At 69.8% G+C, this 17,158-nt stretch carries 17 protein-coding genes; 9 read left to right on the top strand and 8 right to left on the bottom strand.

The features are described 5' to 3' along the window. Positions 1-91: 91 nt before the first annotated feature. The 3 genes from RT282_RS10410 to RT282_RS10400 are packed head-to-tail and all read right to left on the bottom strand — an operon-like array spanning position 92 to position 1,999. A complete protein-coding gene (locus RT282_RS10410) occupies positions 92-463 on the bottom strand; it encodes a hypothetical protein (protein WP_313313695.1) in 372 nt (123 codons plus the stop codon). A gap of 38 nt (positions 464-501) precedes the next feature. Beyond that, positions 502-1,587: a DUF72 domain-containing protein gene (locus tag RT282_RS10405; protein ID WP_313313693.1), complete on the bottom strand. Its 1,086-nt coding sequence runs from the start codon at positions 1,585-1,587 to the stop codon at positions 502-504. A 1-nt stretch (position 1,588) separates the two neighbouring features. Then, positions 1,589-1,999 (bottom strand): hypothetical protein, encoded by a 411-nt coding sequence (locus tag RT282_RS10400; protein ID WP_313313691.1) that lies wholly within the window; start codon positions 1,997-1,999, stop codon positions 1,589-1,591. A gap of 105 nt (positions 2,000-2,104) precedes the next feature. Between RT282_RS10400 and RT282_RS10395 the strand changes: the two genes are divergently transcribed. From RT282_RS10395 to RT282_RS10385, 3 genes are all read left to right on the top strand, one after another. Then, entirely contained in the window at positions 2,105-4,507 is a 2,403-nt protein-coding gene (locus tag RT282_RS10395; protein WP_313313689.1) for a Tex family protein, read from the top strand. Between the two features lie 63 nt (positions 4,508-4,570). Further along, on the top strand, positions 4,571-5,392 hold the full coding sequence (locus RT282_RS10390; RefSeq protein WP_313313686.1) for an HDOD domain-containing protein: 822 nt from the start codon (positions 4,571-4,573) through the stop codon (positions 5,390-5,392). Between the two features lie 86 nt (positions 5,393-5,478). Continuing rightward, positions 5,479-6,156 carry a 7-cyano-7-deazaguanine/7-aminomethyl-7-deazaguanine transporter gene (locus RT282_RS10385; RefSeq protein WP_313313684.1) on the top strand — a complete coding sequence of 226 codons (678 nt, stop codon included), beginning with the start codon at positions 5,479-5,481 and terminating at the stop codon, positions 6,154-6,156. Here RT282_RS10385 and RT282_RS10380 read toward each other — a convergent pair whose 3' ends face one another. The 5 genes from RT282_RS10380 to RT282_RS10360 form a co-directional block, all read right to left on the bottom strand. Further along, positions 6,157-6,864, bottom strand: a complete 708-nt coding sequence (locus RT282_RS10380; RefSeq protein ID WP_313313681.1) for an SDR family oxidoreductase — start codon at positions 6,862-6,864, stop codon at positions 6,157-6,159. 131 nt (positions 6,865-6,995) lie between these two features. Then, on the bottom strand, positions 6,996-8,345 hold the full coding sequence (argG, locus tag RT282_RS10375) for an argininosuccinate synthase (protein WP_312306724.1): 1,350 nt from the start codon (positions 8,343-8,345) through the stop codon (positions 6,996-6,998). 34 nt (positions 8,346-8,379) lie between these two features. Then, complete coding sequence (locus tag RT282_RS10370) at positions 8,380-8,697, bottom strand: pyrimidine/purine nucleoside phosphorylase (protein ID WP_313313679.1); 318 nt, start codon at positions 8,695-8,697, stop codon at positions 8,380-8,382. Positions 8,698-8,801: 104 nt separating this feature from the next. Beyond that, positions 8,802-9,497, bottom strand: a complete 696-nt coding sequence (locus RT282_RS10365; protein WP_313313677.1) for a glycine zipper 2TM domain-containing protein — start codon at positions 9,495-9,497, stop codon at positions 8,802-8,804. Positions 9,498-9,607: 110 nt separating this feature from the next. Next, entirely contained in the window at positions 9,608-9,982 is a 375-nt protein-coding gene (locus RT282_RS10360) for an arsenate reductase (RefSeq protein WP_313313675.1), read from the bottom strand. Positions 9,983-10,030: 48 nt separating this feature from the next. Between RT282_RS10360 and folC the strand changes: the two genes are divergently transcribed. From folC to gltX, 6 genes are all read left to right on the top strand, one after another. Continuing rightward, the gene (gene folC / locus RT282_RS10355; RefSeq protein ID WP_313313673.1) at positions 10,031-11,359 is read left to right on the top strand and encodes a bifunctional tetrahydrofolate synthase/dihydrofolate synthase; all 1,329 of its coding nucleotides are present in this window, start codon (positions 10,031-10,033) and stop codon (positions 11,357-11,359) included. Positions 11,360-11,396: 37 nt separating this feature from the next. Next, positions 11,397-12,263, top strand: coding sequence for an SPOR domain-containing protein (locus tag RT282_RS10350; RefSeq protein ID WP_313313671.1), 867 nt, complete (start codon positions 11,397-11,399; stop codon positions 12,261-12,263). A gap of 51 nt (positions 12,264-12,314) precedes the next feature. Continuing rightward, a complete protein-coding gene (locus RT282_RS10345) occupies positions 12,315-12,806 on the top strand; it encodes a CvpA family protein (RefSeq protein ID WP_313313668.1) in 492 nt (163 codons plus the stop codon). 89 nt (positions 12,807-12,895) lie between these two features. Then, the gene (gene purF / locus RT282_RS10340) at positions 12,896-14,404 is read left to right on the top strand and encodes an amidophosphoribosyltransferase (RefSeq protein WP_312307161.1); all 1,509 of its coding nucleotides are present in this window, start codon (positions 12,896-12,898) and stop codon (positions 14,402-14,404) included. 128 nt (positions 14,405-14,532) lie between these two features. Further along, positions 14,533-15,747: an O-succinylhomoserine sulfhydrylase gene (locus RT282_RS10335; RefSeq protein WP_313313666.1), complete on the top strand. Its 1,215-nt coding sequence runs from the start codon at positions 14,533-14,535 to the stop codon at positions 15,745-15,747. Further along, positions 15,744-17,156, top strand: a complete 1,413-nt coding sequence (gene gltX / locus RT282_RS10330) for a glutamate--tRNA ligase (RefSeq protein WP_313313663.1) — start codon at positions 15,744-15,746, stop codon at positions 17,154-17,156. Before RT282_RS10335 ends, gltX begins: the two co-directional genes overlap by 4 nt. Positions 17,157-17,158: the final 2 nt, after the last annotated feature.

The following is a 17,158-nucleotide window of genomic DNA, read 5'->3' as shown; positions in this document are numbered from 1 at the left end:
CTCCAGCCCTTGTCATACAAGCGCAGGCAGCTATTAATTTGGTAGTGTACGTGCCGTGCCTGCCTCTGCTGCACGCCAAGGTGGTGGCGGGCTATTTGCCGCTGCGCAGCCGCCGCGCGTTGGCGCGTGCCCGGCGGTGAAAGGGCTGCAGCGCGCTGTCCAGCGTCTTGGCCATGCTGGCAGCGCTGGGCGGGCGCGCCGTGGGTAGGGCGCCCATCCACAGGCCCAGCCAGGTTTGCTGCAGTTGCACGGCACCGGCGGCCATCAGGGCACTGCAGGCCTCGAAGGCGGCCGCCTGCTTCTCCCAGACCATGCGCAGGTTTTCCGCCTGGACGGCCGGCGACAGGGCGGTGGCTGGGTCGAACATGCGTGACACGCGGGTGGCGATGACGAAGGGCGCGTCCATGGCCAGGCCGGTCAGGGTCCGGTTCAGCGATGCGTGGTGATGTTTCTTGCGGCTCATGGGGGCTGCCTGTGAAGTGGGAGGGATGCAGCGCCCCATCATGCGCCGCGCTGGGCCGTCCCAGGGTCGGACGCCAGCCTGTCCACCACCTCTTGCGCCAGCCGCTGCGCCGTCAGCGGGGCGCTGCCCTCGGCGTGGTTGCTGATGCTGACGAAGGCGTTCTGCCCGCCGCGCCCGCACACCCCGGCCAGGGTGCGCGCCAGCAGGGCCAGGTCCTCGGGCGCCGGGTCGTGGATGCGGTCGTAGGGGGCGTACAGGCGCTCGGCCTGGTCGTAGCCGTGCGCGCCGTGCGCCGGGTTCAGGTTCCAGCGGCACACCAGCGGGCCGGGCCAGAGCCGCCTCAGCAGCGCCAGCTGTTCGGACAGCGGCGGCATGCGGGCGTGCATGCCCAGGCAGTAGGTGGCGCCGGTGCTCTTCAGTACGTCGGCGAAGTGCTCGGCGTGCTCGGGCGAGATCCATTCGCCGTTGCGCACCTCCACGGCCAGCACGGCGTCCGGCGCTCCTGCCAACACCGGCTGGGCGGCCAGCAGGGCACGCAGGCGCTCCAGCACCTCGGGCAGGCGCTCGACCAAATGCCAGGGCAGGGGGCTGAGCTGGAACACCAGCGCGCCGGTGCGCACGCCCAGACCCTCCAGCGCTGGCAGGGTGAAGTGCTGCGCGGCCAGCTCGCCGTTCAGAAAACCCGGGTTGGCCTCGCGCCCACGCCCGTCCTCGCTGCGCACCAGCGCGTCGGTGACCATGCTGGGCGCCTTGACCACGAAGCGGAAGTCGGCCGGCACCTGCGCCGCGTATCGCGCGAAGTCGCTGGCGCTCAAGGGGCGGTAGAAGCCGCGGTCGATGCCCACGCTGCGCAGCAGCGGGTGCTGGCTATAGGCGGTGAGGCCCTGGCGCGCCAGCGTCTGCTCGCTGTAGCTGCCGTCCCAGACCAGGCCATCCCAGCCGGGGTAGCCCCACGACGAGGTGCCCAGGCGCAGCGTGGGCGGCAGCCGGGCCGCCAGGGCGCGCAACTCGTCGCCGTGCACGGCCGGCTGCACGCCCTTGGGACGCGCGGCGGCCGGGGCCGGCTTGGGCTTGGGGGCCGGGGCCGGCGGCGCGGGCGGGGCGCCGAAGAGGTCTTCCTGCATGTCAGGCATTCCCCGCGAACAGGCCGCCTTCATCCAGCAGCGCCCACGCGATCTGCGGGCGCTGCTCCAGCCCCTTGCGGATGGCAGCGGGGATGGACTGGCGCGTCTTGCGGCACAGGCCGGGCTGCTCGTGCACCACGATGGCGATGCCGCGCAGGCTGCGCACCTCCTGGGTGGCGGGCTCCAGCGTCAGGCGCACGCCCAGCTGCTCGTGCAGGCGCCGCTGCAGGCGGCGCAGCTCGGCCAGGCTGGCGACGTTCTCCAGGCGCTGCAGCAGGCGGTTTTCTTCCTCTCGCGTGAGCAGCAGCACGCGCAGCGCGTCTTCGGCGCCGTCGCGCAGCAGGGCGTCCCGCTGGCAGATGCACGCGCCGGGCGGGCATTCGGTACGCAGGGGAGAAGGCAGCGTCGGCATGGCGGCAAACATTATGGTGGCCGCCCCCGCGGCCTTGCAGGAGGGCGCCGCAAGGCCCTGTGGCAAACTCCCGCGCTTCGTTTTTTCCCAGCGTTTTCCAGGCACATGCAGCAGATCGTCCGGCAGTTGGCCGCAGAAATCCGAATCACCGAAACCCAGGTGCGCGCAGCGGTGGAGCTGCTCGACGGCGGCGCCACCGTGCCCTTCATCGCCCGCTACCGCAAGGAAGCCACGGGCGGACTGGACGACGTGCAGCTGCGCGAGCTGGAGGCGCGCCTGTCCTACCTGCGCGAGCTGGATGAGCGCCGCGGCGCGGTGCTCAAAGCCATCGACGAGCAGGGCAAGCTGACCGATGCCCTGCGCGCCCAGATCGCGGCGGCCGCCACCAAGCAGGAGCTGGAGGACATCTACCTGCCGTTCAAGCAAAAGCGCCGCACCAAGGGCCAGATCGCCCGCGAATTCGGCATCGAGCCGCTGGCCGAAAAGCTGTTTGCCGACCCCACGCTGGACCCGCACGAGGAGGCGCAAGCCTTCTGCCAGCCCGCAACGCTGCTCGACGACGGCAAACCCGGCCCGGACTTTTCCACCACCTTCGCCGTGCTGGATGGCGTGCGCGACATCCTGTCCGAGCGCTGGGCCGAGGACGCGGCCCTGGTGCAGTCGCTGCGCGAGTGGCTGTGGGCCGAGGGCCTCTTGCGCAGCAAGAAGGTCGACGGCAAGAACGAGAACGACCCCGAGATCGCCAAGTTCCGTGACTATTTCGAGTACGACGAGCCCATCGGCCGCGTGCCCTCGCACCGCGCGCTGGCGGTGTTCCGCGGCCGGGCGCTGGAGATCCTGGAGGCCAAGCTGGTGCAGCCGCAGGAGCCTGAGGCCGGCCAGCCCAGCCTGGCGGAGGGCCGCATCGCTCTGCACCTGGGCTGGAGCCACCAGGGCCGGAAGAGCGACGACCTGATCCGCAAGTGCGTGGCCTGGACCTGGCGCGTCAAGCTCAGCCTGTCGACCGAGCGCGACCTGTTCTCGCGCTTGCGCGAAGAGGCCGAGAAGGTCGCCATCAAGGTCTTCGCCGACAACCTGCGCGACCTGCTGCTGGCCGCGCCCGCCGGCCCGCGCGCCGTGATGGGACTGGACCCGGGCATCCGCACCGGCGTGAAGGTGGCCGTGGTGGACGCCACCGGCCGCCTGGTGGAGACCGCCACCGTCTACCCGCACGAGCCCCGCCGCGACTGGGACGGCAGCCTGCACACGCTGGCGCGGCTGGTGGACAAGCACGGCGTGCAGCTGATCGCCATCGGCAACGGCACGGCCAGCCGCGAGACCGACAAGCTGGCAGGCGAACTGATCAAAATGTGCCAAAAAGCGGCGCAAACCCAGGCGGGGCAAGCGCTGGCAGCTATCGAAAAAGTAGTGGTGAGCGAGGCCGGCGCCTCGGTCTACAGCGCCAGCGAGTACGCCAGCCAGGAGATGCCCGACGTGGACGTGAGCCTGCGCGGCGCCGCCTCCATCGCCCGCCGGCTGCAGGACCCGCTGGCCGAGCTGGTCAAGATCGAGCCCAAGGCCATTGGCGTGGGCCAGTACCAGCACGACGTGAACCAGGCCGAGCTGGCGCGCACGCTGGACGCCGTGGTCGAGGACTGCGTGAACGGCGTGGGCGTGGACCTGAACACGGCCAGCGTGCCGCTGCTGTCGCGCGTGTCCGGCTTGCCGGCCAGCGTGGCGCGCTCGGTGGTGCGCTGGCGCGAGACGCACGGCGCGTTCAAGAGCCGCAAGCAGCTGCTGGAGGTGAGCGGCCTGGGCCCGAAGACCTTCGAGCAGGCGGCGGGCTTCCTGCGCATCCGCGGCGGCGACAACCCGCTGGACATGACCGGCGTGCACCCCGAAACCTACCCGCTGGCCGAGCAGATCATCACCGCCACCGGCCGCCCGGTGCAGGAGCTGATGGGCCGCACCGAGGTGCTCAAGGGCCTGAAGGCCGAGCAGTTCGCCAGCGAGCAGTTCGGCGCCATCACGGTGCGCGACATCCTGGCCGAGCTGGAAAAGCCCGGGCGCGACCCGCGGCCGGACTTCCGCGTGGCCCGCTTCAACGAGGGCGTGCTGGACATCGCCGACCTCAAGGAGGGCATGGTGCTGGAGGGCACGGTGAGCAACGTGGCCCAGTTCGGTGCCTTCGTGGACCTGGGGGTGCACCAGGACGGGCTGATCCACGTCAGCCAGCTGAGTGCAAAGTTTGTGCAGGACGCGCGCGAGGTGGTGAAGACCGGCGACATCGTCAAGGTGCGCGTGCTGGAGGTGGACGCCGCCCGCAAGCGCATCAGCCTGAGCATGAAGCCCGAGGGCAGCGGCGGCGACCGGGGCGGCGCTGGCCGGGGCAACCGTTTCGAGGGCGCGGGCCGGGACGGCCGCTATGCCCAGCCGGCGCGTGCTGCTGGCGCCGCCCGGCCGCAGGCGCCGCAGCAGTCGGCCATGGCCTCGGCCTTCGAGCGCCTGCAGCGCGGCGAGCGCAAGTAGGCCGGACGGGGCCGCGGCCGCACCCATAATCGGCGCCTTTCCCCGACTGCCGCCGAGGCCCCGATGGACCTGCCGACCCTGCTCGCCCAGCCGCTGGCACTGCCCAGCGTGCCCCGCGTGGTGGCGCTGTTGATGAGCGCGCTGGCGGCGCCCGAGCCCGACCTGCGCCGCGTCAACCAGCTCTTCGCCACCGACCCCGCCCTGGCCGCGCGCCTGCTGGAGGAGGCCAACCGCCCCGCGCACGGCGCCCACCGGCAGATTGCCGGCGTGGCCGAGGCCCTGGCCTTGCTGGACGCCGGCGCGCTGCGGGCGCTGGTGGCGTCATCGGCCGTAGGCACCACCTCGGGTTCGGTGCCGGGCATGAATCTGCAGCAGTTTTGGCGCTACAGCGTGCACACGGCCAAGCTGGCGCGTTCGCTGGCCGGGCTGGTGCACCACAGCCCGCTGGCGGCCTACACGGCCGGCCTGCTGCACGGACTGGGCGAGCTGGTGCTGCACACCGCCGATCCGGGCCGCATGGAATCCATCAACACCCTGATGCGGCCGCTGCAGGTGCGTCGCGCCCGGCTGGAGCAGCACCTGCTGGGCTACAGCTACGCCCAGGTCAGCGCCGCCCTGGCCGAGCGCTGGCAGCTGCCCGAGGTGGTGGTGGACGCCGTGCGCCACCACACCCTGCCGCTGGACAACCCCAGCTACGAGCCGTTGGCCGGCGTGCTGCACCTGGCCAGCTGGGCGGCGCGGGCGCGCGGGGCGGGCATGGGCGAGCGCGAGATGGCTGGCTCCTTCCCCGGCGAGGTGGGCGTGGTGCTGGGCCTGGACATCGACGTGGTGCTGCAGCAAGACCCCATCGACTGGCGGGTGCCGCCGCAGGCGGAGTACGCCTGACCTAGAATTGCTGGCTTTCGCCGTGGCCGCCACCAGCGCCGGCCGCCCATGGGTTCCCTCGCCCCCATCCATCAAAAAGGACCACCATGTCTTACCCTGCGGCAGCGCACGCGCGCCTGCCTTCCTCCCCCTTGGCCCTTCTGGTGGCGCTGCACATCGCCATCGTCATCGCCAGCAACTATCTGGTGCAGCTGCCCGTCATGCTGCTGGGCTTTCACAGCACCTGGGGGGCGTTCAGCTTTCCCTTCATCTTTTTGGCCACCGACCTGACGGTGCGGCTGATCGGCAAAGCGCCGGCGCGTCGCGTGATCGCCCGGGCCATGCTGCCGGCGCTGGCGGCCTCGTACGTGGTGGGCGTGCTGTTCCATGACGGGCGCTTCAACGGCTGGGGCGCGCTGCAGGACTTCAACACCTTCGTGTTCCGCATTGCGTTTGCCAGTTTTGCCGCCTATGTGCTGGGGCAACTGCTGGACATCCAGGTCTTCGACCGCATCCGCCAGAAGAGCCGGGCCTGGTGGCTGGCGCCGGCCGCGGCCTCGGTGGTCGGGCAGGCGCTGGACACGGCGGCTTTCTTCTCGATCGCCTTCTGGCGCAGCACTGACCCTTTCATGGCCGCCCACTGGGTGGAGATCGCCGCCGTCGACTACGCCATCAAGCTGGCCGTCAGCCTGCTGCTGTTCGTGCCCGCCTACGGCGTGGTGCTGGCCGCCATCGTGCGCAGCATGCGAGCGCAGGACGGCGTGCCCACCGCGGCGGCCGGCTGATCACACGCTGCGCATCAGCCCGCCATCCACGCGGATGTTCTGGCCGGTGATGTAGGCCGCGCCCTCGGAGGCCAGGAAGGCCACCGTCGCGCCGACCTCCTCGGCCCGGCCGTAGCGCTGCAGGGGCACGGCAGCGCGCCGCTCGTCCTTTTGCGGCAGGCTGTCGATCCAGCCGGGCAGCACGTTGTTCATGCGGATGTTGTACGCCCCGTACTCATCGCAGAAGATCTTGGTGAACGCCGCCAGGCCCGAGCGCGCCACCGCCGAGGTGGGAAACAGCGCCGACGGCTCGAACGCCCAGGCCGTGGAGATGTTGATGATGCTGCCGCCGCCCTGCCGCTGCATGAGTGGCGCCACCAGCCGTGTGGCGCGCACCACGTTCAGGAAGTAGACCTCCAGCCCGCGCATCCAGTCCTCGTCGCTGATCTCCAGCAGCGCACCCTTGGGGCCGTGGCCCGCGCCGTTGACCAGCACGTCGATGCGGCCGAAGCGCTGCACCACGGCATCCACCAGTCTCTGCAGGTCGGCCACGCTCTGGTTGGAGCCGGTCACGCCCACGCCGCCCAGTTCGTGCGCCAGCGCCTCGCCCTTGCCGGAGGACGACAGGATGCCCAGCGCAAAGCCCGCCTCGTGCAGCTTCCTGGCCGCGGCGGCGCCCATGCCGCTGCCCCCGGCCACCACCACGGCCACGCGTTGTTGTTCGCTCATCGCTTGTCTCTTGAAAGTGATCGAAGCGCCTATCGTAAAAACAAAACCGCCCGGCTGGCGGGCCGGGCGGTTGCTCTTCTTTCAATAGCGGCCGGCGCTTGCCTGGCAAGGGCTGGAGGCCTATTTGGCTCTTATTGGCCGTTGGTGAGGGAATCGCCTTCCAGCTGCGCCAGCGCCGCATTGCCGCCCAGCGACAGCAGGCCGGCGCGGGCGTACACGCCCAGCTTGTCGCGGGTGTCGGAGATGTCCAGGTTGCGCATGGTCAGCTGGCCGATGCGGTCCAGCGGGCTGAACGGGGCGTCCTCCACCTTTTCCATGGACAGGCGCTCGGGCGCGTAGGTCAGGTTGGGGCTGTCGGTGTTCAGCAGCGAGTAGTCGTTGCCACGGCGCAGCTCCAGCGTCACGGTGCCGGTCACGGCGCGCGCCACCCAGCGCTGGGCGGTCTCGCGCAGCATGATGGCCTGGGGGTCGAACCAGCGGCCCTGGTACAGCAGGCGGCCCAATTTGAGGCCGTTCACGCGGTACTGCTCGATGGTGTCCTCGTTGTGGATGCCGGTCACCAGGCGCTCGTAGGCGATGTGCAGCAGGGCCATGCCGGGGGCTTCGTAGATGCCGCGGCTCTTGGCTTCGATGATGCGGTTCTCGATCTGGTCGCTCATGCCCAGGCCGTGGCGGCCGCCGATGCGGTTGGCCTCCAGGAACAGCTCCACCAGGTCGTCGATGCGGCGGCCGTTCAGGGCCACGGGGCGGCCTTCCTCGAAGGTAACGGAGACCTCCTCGGCCTTGACCTCGACCTCGGGCTTCCAGAAGGCCACGCCCATGATGGGGTTGACGATGCGGATGCCGCTGTTCAGAAACTCCAGGTCCTTGGCCTCGTGCGTGGCGCCCAGCATGTTGCTGTCGGTGGAGTAGGCCTTCTCGGCGCTCATCTTGTAGCCGAAGCCTTCGCGGGTCATGAAGGCCGACATCTCGGCGCGCCCGCCCAACTCGTCGATGAAGGCCTGGTCCAGCCAGGGCTTGTAGATCTTGAGCTGCGGGTTGGTGAGCAGGCCGTAGCGGTAGAAGCGCTCGATGTCGTTGCCCTTGTAGGTCGAGCCGTCGCCCCAGATGTGGACGTCGTCCTCCTTCATGGCTGCCACCAGCATGGTGCCCGTCACGGCGCGGCCCAGCGGCGTGGTGTTGAAGTAGGTGGCTCCGCCGGTGCTGACGTGGAAGGCGCCGGCCTGGATGGCGGCCACGCCCTCGTGCGCCAGCTGGGTGCGGCAGTCGATCAGGCGGGCTTTTTCAGCGCCGTACTCCATGGCCTTGCGCGGGATGGCGTCGTAATCCTCCTCGTCAGGCTGGCCCAGGTTGGCCGTGTAGGCGTAGGGCAGGGCGCCCTTGTTCTTCATCCAGCGCAGCGCGGCGCTGGTGTCCAGGCCGCCGGAGAAGGCGATGCCGACCTTCTGGCCGACGGGGAGGTTTTGCAGGATGGTTGCCATGGCGGATGCAGTCAGAAGAGGAGGTAAAGGGGAATCAGCCGAAGTGGCAGATGTAATGGAAGACCTCGGCCACGCGGATGTCGAACCGGGAGTTGCCGGGCACGCTGAACGTCTCGCCCACGCCCACCTTCACCCAGGTGTCGGAGCCGTCGAGCTGGTATTCGCAGGAGCCGCCCACGCATTCCATGATCTCGGGCGCGCCGGTGCTGAAGGTGAGCGTGGCCGGCAGGATGACGCCCACGGACTTCTTCGTGCCGTCCGGCCAGCTCAGGCCGTGGCTCACGCACTTGCCGTCGAAGTAGACATTGGCCTGGGTGGCGACGGTGGCGCCGGCTAGCTGCTGGGTGGTCATGAGAGGGTGGGCCCGGGAGTGGACAAAACCAGCGATTTTAGGCGGGCAAAAAAAAGGGAGCCCCGAAGAGCTCCCTGGATGAGGTGCGCACGATGTGTGCGTGTTCAGCGCCAATAGCGGTCGCCGTGGTGGCGCGGCGGGCGATAGGGGTTGCCCCAGGTGTCGCGGTACTCGATCACGGTGACGGGCGGCGACATGTACACGGGCGGGCCGGGCTGGGTGGCGACCACCACGCCAGGCTGCACGTAGCGGCCGCCGTCGCCATAGACGGGCGCCTGGCCCGGGTAGGGCGCCTGACCAGGGTAGGGTGACTGGGCCATGCCGGAGACGGCGGGCTGCACGCTCAGGGGGATCCAGCTGCCCGGGTCGGTCTGGGTGCGGGTGCTGTACTGGCGGCCGGCGTATTCATACACCACGTCGTAGCCGATCACGCGGTTGTCGTAGTAGGTCTCGGTGGTGCAGCGCTGCACGTTCTCGTAGCCGGGGCGGCCGGCCTCGATGCTGTTGCCCAGCACTGCGCCGCCGATCAGCCCGATGGCCGTGGCCGCGGCCCTGCCGCTGCCCCCGCCGATGGCGTTGCCGGCCGCGCCGCCGGCAATGGCGCCCAGCACGGCACCGGCGCCGCTGGGGGCGCGGCCACCGCTGTAGATGGTTTCGTTGCCGCAGACCTGCTGGGGCGTAGCAACTTGCTGCGTGATGGGCGTGGCGGACAGCACGCGGCCCATCTCCTGCGCCTGGGCGGCCAGCGTGGTGCTGGCCGCCAGGGCGGCGAGCACGAGGGTTTTCTTGGTCAAGGTCATGGGCGAAAAGCTCCTTTCGGTCGGCAGATAACGCGCCAGGGATGAAGGAAGTTTCACCCGAGCCCGTCAAGCCCGTTGTGCCCAGGCGTAAAGATGCGTAAAGGGCGAGGTCAAGCCGCGGATCGCGTGGCCAGGCGCTCGCTCCAGGCCTGGGGGCTGAAGCCCACCGTGATGGCGTCGCCCCACTCGACCACCGGGCGCTTGATCAGGGACGGCTGCTCGGCCAGCAGGGCGGCCAGGCCGGCCGGGTCGGCGGCGCGCGCCTGGGCCGCCTCGTCCAGCCGCCGCCAGGTCGTGCCCTGGCGGTTGAGCACGCGCTCGGGGCCGGCGGCCTGCAGCCATTGCTGCAGCCGGTCCGGCGGCACGCCGAGCTTCTTGAAGTCGTGGAAGGCGTGCGGCACGCCGTGCTCGGCCAGCCAGGCGCGGGCCTTCTTCACGGTGTCGCAGTTGGGAATGCCGTAGATGGTGACGGTGTGGGTACTCATGGCCGCCGATCATGGGCCATGCCCGGCTCGGCGACAATCACGCCCGCCATGCAAACCGCCACTGCCAAGACCCTGTCCGACTGGCTGCACCACTGCGAGCAGCTGCACCCCAAGAACATCGAAATGGGCCTGGAGCGCGTGGGCGAGGTGGCCCGGCGGCTGCAGCTGGCCTTCAAGTGCCCGGTCATCACCGTGGCCGGCACCAACGGCAAGGGCTCGACCTGCGCCATGCTGGAGGCCATCTGCCTGCAGGCTGGCTACCGACCGGGCGTCTATACCTCGCCGCACCTGGTGCACTTCGAGGAGCGCTGCCGCATCCACGGCGAGATCGTGTCCGCCGACGCCCTGGCGCCGCATTTCGAGGCCGTGGAGCGCGCCCGCACGCAGGGCGGCGACCAGGTCTCGCTGACCTACTTCGAGTTCACCACCCTGGCCATCCTGCGCCTGATGAGACAGGCGCCGCTGGACGTGGCCATCCTGGAGGTCGGCTTGGGCGGGCGGCTGGACGCGACCAACGTCATCGACGCCGACTGCGCCGTGATCACCAGCGTGGACGTGGACCACGTGGAGTTCCTCGGCCCCGACCGCGAGAGCATCGGCCGCGAAAAGGCCGGCATCATGCGCACCGGCCGCCCGGTGGTCGTCAGCGACCCCGTGCCGCCCGCCAGCGTGATCGACCGCGCCCGCGAGATCGGCGCCGACCTGTGGCGCTTCGGCCAGGATTTCAACTACACCGGCGACAAGCAGCAGTGGGCCTGGGCCGGGCGCGGGCGGCGCTACGCCGGCCTGGCCTACCCGGCGCTGCGCGGAGCCAACCAGCTGCTCAACGCGTCGGGCGCGCTGGCCGCGCTGGAGGCGCTGCGCGAGCAGCTGCCGATTACCGCGCAGGCGGTGCGCGCCGGCCTGGCGCTGGTGGAGCTGCCCGGGCGCTTCCAGATCGTGCCGGGCCAGCCCGCGCTGGTACTGGACGTGGCACACAACCCGCATTCGGTGGCGGCCCTTACGGCCAACCTGGACGCCATGGGCTACTTCCCCACCACGCACGCCATCTTCGGCGCCATGGCGGACAAGGACCTGGGGCCCATGCTGGCCAAGGTTGGTCCGCTGATCGACCGCTGGTACTTCACCGACCTGGACACGCCCCGCGCCCTGAAGGCGCAGCAGCTGCAGCAGCGCTGGGGCGCCCTGCAGATTGCCGCCGGCGCCAAGCGCGAGGTGCCCACCAGCACTCACGCCAGCCCGCTGCAGGCGCTGGCCGCCGCCATGGAAGTGGCGGTCCCGGCTGATAGAATCGTGGTCTTTGGCTCCTTCTATACGGTGGGTGGCGTGCTCCAGCAGGGGGTGCCCCGCCTGCAGGCCAAGCACCTGGGGGCTTAGATCGTCGATACGCTCTTAAGTCCCTCTCTCCCTGTCCATGGCATTTTTCAAGTTCCGCTGGCCCGGCAAGCCCGAGGCCCCGGCCGACAAGGCCAAGCCGGCCAAGCGCACCTCCTCGTCCTCCGCCTCACGCACCTCCCAGGCCGAGAGCCTGGAGGACATGCGTCGGCGCGCTCGCCACCGCCTGATCGGGGCGGCCGTGCTGGTGCTGGCCGGCGTGGTGGGCTTTCCGCTGCTGTTCGACTCCCAGCCACGCCCCATCCCGGTGAACGTGGCCATCGACATTCCCGACCGCAACAAGGTCGCGCCTCTGGTGGTGCCGCAAGAGGCGCAGGCCGCACCGGCAGACCCGGCCGCGCCAGCGACGCGCGAGGCCCCGTCGGCCAGCCTGGGCGAGGGCGAGGAATTCCTGCCCGCCATCCCGCCCAAGCCCGCTGCCGCCTCAGAGTCGGCACCCACGTCCAAGCCCGAGCCCAAGCCGGAAGCGAAGCCTGAGCCCAAGCCGCAGCCCAAGGCCGAGCCGAAGCCGGAACCCAAGCCTGAGCCCAAACCCGAACCTAAGGCCGAACCCAAGCCCGCCGCACGCAGCGATGACGCGGCCCGTGCCCGCGCGCTGCTCGAAGGGCGCCAGCCCACAGCGCCGGCCGCCGCTGCCGCGCCGGCAGTCGAGGCCGCCGGCCGCTTCATCGTGCAGGTGGGCGCCTTTGCCGACGCCGACAAGGCGCGCGAAGTGCGCGAGAAGCTCGAGCGCTCGGGCCTGAAGACCTATACCCAGGCGGTGGACACCAAGGACGGGCGCCGCACCCGCGTGCGCGTGGGGCCGTTTGCCAGCCGCGCCGAGGCCGACAAGGCGGCCGAGCGCGTGAAGGGCGCCGGCCTGGCCGGCGCGGTGCTGGCCCTGTAGGCGCGCGCGCCACGCGGCTTTTTTCACGCACACGCACAACGACGACGGCCCATGGCGGCGCTGGACTGGATCTTCGTGGCGGTGCTGGGCGCTTCGCTGCTCGTCGGCGCGTGGCGCGGGCTGGTGTTCGAGCTGCTGTCGCTGGCCGGCTGGGTGGTGGCGTTCTTTGCGGCGCAGTGGTTCGCGGCCGACGTCGGCGCCTGGCTGCCCATGGGCGAGCCGGACGCGGCCTGGCGGCACGTGGCCGGCTTCGCGCTGGTGTTCGTCGGGGCGGTGTTCGCCTGCTCGCTGCTGGCCTGGCTGATCAAGAAGCTGATCGACGCCGTGGGCCTGCGGCCGGCGGACCGGGCGCTGGGCGCGCTGTTCGGCGTGCTGCGCGGCCTGGTGCTGCTGCTGGCGGCGACGCTGGTGGTGGGCTGGATGCAGCTGGGCGACGCGCCCTGGTGGCGCCAGTCGCAGGGCGCGCCGCTGCTGCAGCTGGCCCTGCAAGGCCTGCAGCCGGCGCTGCCGCAGGCGATGGGAAGGCATGTGCCGGCCTGGTAGCGCAGGCGGCGAGGCGGACAATTTATTCGGGGCGGCCACAAGCGGTCCTTTGGCAACACAACACTCTCACTTCAGCGCGAGAAACATCTATGTGTGGAATCGTCGGCGTGGTCAGCGCCAACCCCGTGAACCAGCTCATCTACGACGCGCTGCTGCTGCTGCAGCACCGCGGCCAGGACGCGGCCGGCATCGTCACCCAGGAAGGGCGCAAGTTCTTCATGCACAAGGCCAAGGGCATGGTGCGCGACGTGTTCCGCACGCGCAACATGCGGGCGCTGCCCGGCAGCCTGGGCCTGGGCCAGGTGCGCTACCCCACGGCCGGCAACGCCGCCAGCGAGGAAGAGGCCCAGCCGTTTTACGTGAACGCACCGTTCGGCATCGTCATGGTGCACAACGGCAACCTGACCAATGCACGCCAGCTGCGCCGCGAACTGGCCGAGACCGACCACCGCCACACCAACACCGAGAGCGACTCCGAGGTGCTGCTGAACGTGCTGGCGCACGAGCTGGCCCGCGCCAGCCGGGGCGCGCCGTTGCAAAGCGAGGACGTCTTCGCCGCCGTGCGCGCCGTGCACCAGCGCGTGAAGGGCTCCTACGCCGTGGTGGCCCTGATCGCCGGCTACGGCCTGCTGGCCTTCCGCGACCCCTTCGGCATCCGCCCGCTGTGCCTGGGCCGCGGGCCCGGCAACACCGTGATGCTGGCCAGCGAATCGGTGGCCCTGGAGGGCACGCTGCACCATCTGGAGCGCGACGTGGCGCCAGGCGAGGCGATCTTCGTGCACCCCGATGGCCGCATCGAGACCCAGCAGTGCGCTGCCGCCAGCCAGCTGGTGCCGTGCATGTTCGAATACGTCTACCTGGCCCGGCCGGACTCGGTCATGGACGGCATCTCGGTCTACCAGGCGCGCCTGAACATGGGCGAGACGCTGGCCAAGCGCGTGGTCTCCACCGTGCCGCCCAGCGAGATCGACGCCATCATTCCGGTGCCCGAATCCAGCCGCCCCAGTGCCATGCAGCTGGCGCAGCTGCTGGGCATTCCGTACCGCGAGGGCTTCGTGAAGAACCGCTACGTGGGCCGCACCTTCATCATGCCGGGGCAGTCCACGCGCAAGAAGTCGGTGCGCCAGAAGCTCAACGCCATCGCCAGCGAATTCAAGGGCAAGCGTGTGCTGCTGGTGGACGATTCCATCGTGCGCGGCACGACATCCAAGGAGATCGTGCAGATGGCGCGCGACGCCGGCGCCACGAAGGTCTACCTCGCCTCCGCCGCGCCACCCGTACGCTACCCCAACGTGTACGGCATCGACATGCCTACCTCCGAGGAGCTGATCGCCCACGGCCGCACGGTCGAGGAGATCCGCCAGTGGATCGGCGCCGACGCGCTGATCTACCAGGACGTGGAGGCCATGAAGCAGGCCGTGGGCCGCATCAACCCGCAGGTGCAGGGCTTCGAAGCCTCGTGCTTCGACGGCCGCTACATCACGGGCGACATCTCCGATGAGGACGTGGCGGCGCTGAACGCCGGGCGCAACCGCGGCGGTGACGAGGATGAGCAGGACACTTCGCGCCTGTCCCTGCCCAATGCGGACGTCGCCTGAGGCGGCGTGGCGCTCCTGAAAAGTGAGCAGCTGGCGCTTGATTTGTAGGGGCTTCAATATGAAATTACATTGAAAGCCTCACCAATCAAGCACAAGCAGCTATTGTTTTTGATGCAAGGATCACCACCGTGACCGAATCCACCCTGCCGGAGGGCCTGCACCCCGAGACCCTGGCCGTGCGCGAGGCCGTCGCCCGCAGCCACTTCGGCGAGCACAGCGAGGCGCTCTACCTGACCAGCAGCTTCGTGCAGACCGACTGCGCCAGCGCCGCGCGCCGCTTCGCCAACGAGGAGCCGGGCTACACCTACACCCGCACCGCCAACCCCACGGTCGCCAGCTTCGAGCGCCGCCTGGCCGCCATGGAGGGCACGGAATGCGCCGTGGCCACGGGCACCGGCATGTCCGCTATCCTGCTGATGGCGCTCACCGTGCTCAAGAGCGGCGACCACGTGGTGGCCTCGCAGTCCATGTTCGGCTCCACGCTGAAGCTGCTGGGCAGCGAGATGGCGCGCTTCGGAGTGGAGACGACCTTCGTCTCGCAGACCGACGTGCAGGCCTGGGAAGCAGCCATCCGCCCCAACACGCGCCTGCTGTTTGCCGAAACGCCCACCAACCCGCTGGGCGACCTGTGCGACATCGCCGCGCTAGCGAACATTGCGCACGCCCGCGGCATCCTGCTGGCGGTGGACAACAGCTTTTGCTCGCCAGTGCTGCAGCGCCCGGCGCTGCTGGGCGCCGACCTGGTGGTCTATTCCGGCACCAAGATCCTGGAGGGCCAGGGCCGCGTCATGTCCGGGGCCGTCTGCGGCACGCGGGCGCTGGTGGACAAGGTCATGGGCACCTTCATGCGCAGCGCGGGACTGAATCTGTCGCCGTTCAACGCCTGGGTGGTGCTCAAGGGCTTGGAGACGCTGGGCCTGCGCGTGCGCACGCAAAGCGCTGCGGCGCTGGAGCTGGCCGGGTGGCTGGAGCAGCATCCCAAGGTCGCCCGCGTGCATTACTCGGGCCTGGCCAGCCACCCGCAGCACCAGCTCGCCATGCGCCAGCAGGGCGGGCTGGGCGGGCCGGTGCTGGCGTTCGACGTGGTCGGGCAGGGGGCAGAGCAGCTGCGCGCCAACGCCTTCCACGTCATCGACAGCACCCGCGTGTGCTCCATCACCGCCAACCTGGGCGACGTGAAGACCACCATCACCCACCCGGCCAGCACCTCGCACGGGCGCCTGAGCGAGGAGCAGCGCCAGGCTGCCGGCATCGGGCAGGGGCTGATCCGCATCTCCGTGGGCCTGGAGCACCTGGACGACCTGAAGGCGGATTTGCTCCGCGGACTGGACACCCTCGCATGACTACGAACACCAAAGTACGCACCCGTTTCGCCCCGTCGCCGACGGGCTTCATCCACCTGGGCAACATCCGCTCGGCGCTGTACCCCTGGGCGTTCGCGCGCTCGCAGGGCGGCACCTTCATCCTGCGCATCGAGGACACCGACCTGGAGCGCTCCACCCAGGCCGCCGTGGACGTGATCCTGGAAGGCATGCAGTGGCTGCAGCTGGACATCGACGAAGGTCCGTTCTTCCAGATGCAGCGCATGGACCGCTACAAGGAAGTGCTGTCCCGGCTGCAAGCCAGCGGCCACGTCTATCCCTGCTACATGAGCGTGGAAGAACTCGACGCCCTGCGCGAGCGCCAAACCGCCGCCAAGGAAAAGCCCCGCTACGACGGCACCTGGCGGCCCGAGCCGGGCAAGGTGCTGCCTCCCATCCCTGAGGGCGTCAAGCCCGTGCTGCGCTTCAAGACGCCGCAGGGTGGCGTGGTTGCCTGGGACGACAAGTGCAAGGGCCGCATCGAGTTCCAGAACAGCGAGCTGGACGACCTGGTCATCGCCCGCCCGGACGGCACGCCCACGTACAACTTCTGCGTCTGCGTGGACGACATCGACATGGGCATCACCCACGTCATCCGTGGCGACGACCATGTGAACAACACGCCGCGCCAGATCCACATCTTCGAAGCGCTGGGCGCGCAGGTGCCGGTCTTCGCCCACCTGCCCACCGTGCTGAACGAGCAGGGCGAGAAGATGAGCAAGCGCAATGGCGCCAAGGCCGTCACGCAGTACCGCGACGAGGGCTACCTGCCCGACGCCATGGTCAACTATTTGGCCCGCCTGGGCTGGAGCCATGGCGACGACGAGATCTTCTCGCGCGCGCAATTCCTCGAATGGTTTGGCCTGGACCATCTGGGACGCAGCGCCGGCCAGTTTGACGAGGCCAAGCTGCGCTGGGTCAACGCCCAGCACTTGAAGGCCCTGGACGACGCCGAGCTGGCTGCGCTGGTGCGCCCCTTCGTGCTGCAGGTCGGTGTGAGCGCCGAGCAGCTCGACCAAGACGACCGCCTGCCCCGCATCTGCGCGCTGTTCAAGGACCGCTGCGAAACCCTGGTGGATTTGGCCGGCTGGGTGCGGCTGTTCTATGTGGACGCCATCGAGCGCAATCCCGAGGACGCCGCCAAGCACCTAACGGAGGCCCCGGCCCCGCTGCTGCAGGCCTTCGCCGCCGCCATCGCAACGGTGCAGTGGGATCGCGAGTCGATCGCCGCCGCCATCAAGCAGGTGCTGAAAGAGCAGGGCGCCAAGATGCCGCAGCTGGCCATGCCCGTGCGCGTGTTGACCCTGGGAACGGCCCACACGCCGTCGGTGGATGCAGTGCTGGAACTGCTGGGCCGCGAAAAAATCCTCGCGCGTTTGAAAAGCCTCTGAAA

The organism is Pulveribacter sp. (genome assembly GCF_032079985.1).
GTDB lineage: Bacteria > Pseudomonadota > Gammaproteobacteria > Burkholderiales > Burkholderiaceae_C > Melaminivora.
The sequence above is the reverse complement of the archived record's forward strand: the minus strand, read 5'-3'. Positions and strand labels throughout refer to the sequence as shown.